At 55.8% G+C, this 3809-nt stretch carries 4 protein-coding genes and 1 pseudogene; 1 reads left to right on the top strand and 4 read right to left on the bottom strand.

Annotation, left to right across the window (positions count from 1 at the left end; translation table 11 throughout):
* A partial coding sequence (locus AC066Y_RS42970) for a hypothetical protein (RefSeq protein WP_478279105.1) occupies nt 1–235 on the top strand: 235 nt, incomplete at its 5' end.
* 137 nt (nt 236–372) lie between these two features.
* On the opposite strand, the gene AC066Y_RS42965 is transcribed toward AC066Y_RS42970, so the two are convergent.
* The 4 genes and pseudogenes from AC066Y_RS42965 to AC066Y_RS42950 all read right to left on the bottom strand — a co-directional run bounded on the left by AC066Y_RS42965 (nt 373) and on the right by AC066Y_RS42950 (nt 3467).
* Nucleotides 373–1104, bottom strand: coding sequence for a methyltransferase (locus AC066Y_RS42965; protein WP_478279104.1), 732 nt, complete (start codon nt 1102–1104; stop codon nt 373–375).
* A 96-nt stretch (nt 1105–1200) separates the two neighbouring features.
* Nucleotides 1201–2052: a sterol desaturase family protein gene (locus AC066Y_RS42960; protein WP_478279103.1), complete on the bottom strand. Its 852-nt coding sequence runs from the start codon at nt 2050–2052 to the stop codon at nt 1201–1203.
* A 146-nt stretch (nt 2053–2198) separates the two neighbouring features.
* A pseudogene (locus AC066Y_RS42955) lies at nt 2199–2770 on the bottom strand (integrase core domain-containing protein); the annotation flags it as partial.
* Nucleotides 2771–3155: 385 nt separating this feature from the next.
* Nucleotides 3156–3467 (bottom strand): hypothetical protein, encoded by a 312-nt coding sequence (locus tag AC066Y_RS42950; protein WP_478279102.1) that lies wholly within the window; start codon nt 3465–3467, stop codon nt 3156–3158.
* Nucleotides 3468–3809: the final 342 nt, after the last annotated feature.

Below are 3809 nucleotides of genomic sequence, written 5' to 3'. Positions count from 1 at the left end.
TTGCCCGCTCCGAACCGGGATCAACCCATCACCGCGCGCCGGCGGCGTCAATCATCCCGACCGCGCTATCCAGAGCATTCCGCGCAAGTCAAGCCCAGGCACCCGTGATCCTCTCGTGACGCTCACAATGACATCGCGTTTTCAGCAAACTCGAGGGCTGCCGGAAAACTCTTCACCGATGAAGGAAACCCGCGAAGCCCTTGCCAAAGGGCAGCAGCGCCCAACAAAGCTATGAGCTGATCTGGGCCTTAGCGCCCCTGTACCCGCTGCATCACCGACGCCACACAAGCTTGATCGACGGTTTCTCTCCGTCGTTGAGTTGAAGGATAGCTCAGATCTATGGATTCGATCCGTCAAACGCCAGCAAACTACCTACGGGTTCGATCCTGTAAAAAACTGGCCAAGCTTCGGGATCAGAAAAGATGTGTTCGCAGCATAGAGGCGATATTCAGGAAAAGCCGCCTGCAGAATCGCTTCTTCATTGATCATACGCCGACATTGAACCATCACAATCGCAATGGCCATGAGCAGGGAAAGCGGAGAAAGTACCTGTAGCGTGACACCGACCAACGCAACTCCTTCACAGAGGTAGAGCGGATGCCGGACTATTCGATAAGGTCCTTCTGTGACCAAGCGCCTTGCCTCGGCAAAAATGCTGAAAGATTTGCCCAGCCAGCGCAGCACCACGAAAGAAAGCGAAGTGCCCACCAGGATCAACGTCGTGGACACGATCGACCAAACAGGACCCAGCTCTGCCTTCGGAAGCAAAGCAAGTATTGTGCACAAGAACGTGCCTAACAAAGCCGAGATCCGCGGCTCGATGCCTTTGGACTTCTGCATTGGGACCAGCCGGGTGATAGTTGTCGCTGCAACCAAGCTCAGGAAAAGGACGTTAGCAATCCTGGCCGCGATCATGAGCAGCTTATGGATGCTGTCCAACGGAAGCAGGTGAGGGATTCCTGCAAGGCCGATCACAACAAGCGCGGAAAAAGCAACGACGACCGTCGCTCTCGCGGTCCAATCGAGCCAACGATTGACAGTCAACTCAACGGCCGCCGTTTCCCCATGGGATCGATCGATTTCATCGAGTTTGATATTCGTCATCGTCTCAATCTCGTGCTTTCATTCGCGGCCAAGATGTTCCGGCAAGCGCTGAAATCTGACTCCGTTCCCACACAGATTTGCCGGATGGGCGTTCTGTTACTGACTGAGGCTGGGCAAACGATTGGGCGCCTCCTCTGGGACCCGCATCGTCTCCGCCGGCGCCGTTGTGTCCGATTTGGATTGGAAGATGCCATCGCCGATGAAGGGATAAAGCAATTGAGGCACGTATCGTTGCGGCATCGGCCGATCAAGACCGTAGGTCGTCGGTATTTGCCCTCGCGGCAAATGAAGGCTCCCAAACAACGCATCCAGGAAGGACAGCTGCCCGGCGAAATTCCGGTCCCTAGCCTCAAGGTGGTTACTATGATGCCAATGATGAAACTCCGGCGAAGCGAACAGGAAGCGCAGCGGACCAAATCCCACGCGAACATTGGAGTGAATGAGAACCGCCTGCCATTGATAGAGCACGGCATAGACTCCAATTGCCCATTCGGAGAAACCCAGTGCGAAGACGGGGATCAGCGAGACTCCTTTGGTCAAAATCTGATCGACCGGGTGGACCCTGGCCGCAGCCAGCCAGTCAAGCTCTTCGATACTGTGGTGAATGGAGTGGAATCTCCATAGCCAGGGAACGGCATGGAACATGCGATGGGTCCAATAGAATCCCAAATCTGAAAGTAAGATAACGGCCGGGATTTGCACCCAATAGGGCAAGCCGCCGACCATGGCCTGAAAGGATGCCGGGACAATCCATGCGGCGGCAAAGATGACCGCAACGATAACGGCTAGCAGACCAAGCTTGATCAGCACACCATTCAAGAACAAGAAGATCAGATCGTTGGCCCAATTGCGACGAAAGACCTTCTGCGGGTGCATGGCGAACAGCCGCTCGAGCGGTATGAACACAAGAATGGTGATAAAAATAACCTTAATGCCAAAGGGATCCATCGGGCTCCTCGCTGGCCGTTACCCTATCGCTATTTGCCAATCGCATAAAGGGTGAACCGGCGGCTCTGCATCAAACTGGTTAAGCGGTTCGGGATGCTGCCCATCTGATCTCCGACATTATGGAGGTAATCCTAGTCGGTGCGCGAGGCATCATTCAGATTGAAGAACCGGGTCTCGCTGAGCAGTTCATCGCGCATCCGGCCGTTGAAACTCTCGATGAAGCCGCTCGCATCGGCTTTCCCGGCGCGATAGAGTGCCAATCGATGACTGTTTGTTGCTGCAGGCGAGCGTGGCGAGCAGATGAACTCGGTGCCATGGTCGGACAATGATCATTCCCGGCTTGCCGCGTCGCTCGACGATTGCCGTCGGTTCCCGGGCCACGCTCCGTCCCGAGATCGACGTCTCCGGAATGGCGCCCTGGCGTTCCTTTGGTGACGTCGTCGACGATGTTGAGGATCCGAAAGCGCCAGCCGTTGCGAACCGGTCGTGGACCAACTCGCGCGACCAGCGCGCGTTGGGGCTCTACCTCGACAAGGATCGGGGCACGGGTCCCCACAGCTTTGCGGCGAGCCCGCCGCTTGCGGACAGTGAGCCCTCCCCGCGATAAAGCCGGTAGATCCGGTTGATCCCTGATGGCTCGCCCTCCCCGCTGCAGGACGAACAGCCGGCCGTAGCCGAAACGCCGGCGCTCAATGGCGAGATCGCGCAACCGGCCGCGCTGACCAAGCGAGCCAAGTCGGTCGTCGTCGCCCCAGCCTCATGCTCCTTCGATATCGCGAGAATCAGCTCTTTCCGTGAACCTTGCTCGCATCATCTGTCCGTCCTTCTTCGGGCCGGACCGTAACTCCTTCCGAAGGAATACTCAGTGGCAGGTCAGGCCCAATGCGGTCGAAGGTGTTTTCGCCAAGCTCACTCGCCGTCGCTTCAAGCGCCGCACCTTCCGATCCGTCGTTCACTCGCAAATCGGTATCAACCGCTTCCGCGCCGAGGCACGAACGCCGATACAAACCCCCTTCGTCTCGACCGCTGATCCAAACCGTGTCCGACCGCCCCCAAGTCAAGCGTTAGAGTCAATCCACTGGACGATCTTTCAGGCTGAGCAACTAATCGCGGCGGCGCTGGTCTTGCTCATTTCGCCTCACGAATAATTCGGAAATATCGTCAGAATAAACCTCAATCCAATCCGATGAAGCTCGAAATTCCTGGGACTCCATAGAGTCTGGCGCGACAAGACCAATAGAGATGCGGTACTTATCCAGGTATCCAATAAATTCGCGTGGGCGTGCGAAGACAATTGTCCAATTTTCAGTCATAAATCCGGCGTCGAAAACGTTTCTGCCATCGATAAAGGTGGGAAGTCCTCTAAAAATCAAATAGCCGCCGAAATTGTACGAGTTATAGATGTTGCCGCGCAAATTGTGCGCAAGAATGTAATCGACAGACCCCTCTGGAGAAATCTGCCTCCATCGTGGGCGCTTGACCGAGTCGCCAAAAATCCCTGTTGCTAGAATTGTGATCGCGATTAATCCATAAGTCCCATAGAGGCAGCGTCGCCCTAATTGAGAAGTTGTCGTGAAAAATTCTGGGTGAGACTCAATTTGCTCAGAGAGTCGCAGAAATCGAAATTGCCTTGTTAGCCCGTCTTATTCATGATTGCCGGGCGGGGCAGCTGGAACATTTCCGGTCGGGGTGAAGGCGCGCGCGAACGCTTCGGCTTTTTCGCCGCTTTTCGACCCGACTTCGTGAACGCGTTGGAG

This window comes from Bradyrhizobium sp. USDA3010, from assembly GCF_056429065.1.
This window is presented reverse-complemented; position numbering and strand designations above follow the sequence as displayed.

Excerpts from the sequence above, each read along its gene's own strand:
- AC066Y_RS42965 (WP_478279104.1), bottom strand. The coding sequence starts at position 1,104 with ATGACGAATATCAAACTCGATGAAATCGATCGATCCCATGGGGAAACG.
- AC066Y_RS42960 (WP_478279103.1), bottom strand. The coding sequence starts at position 2,052 with ATGGATCCCTTTGGCATTAAGGTTATTTTTATCACCATTCTTGTGTTC.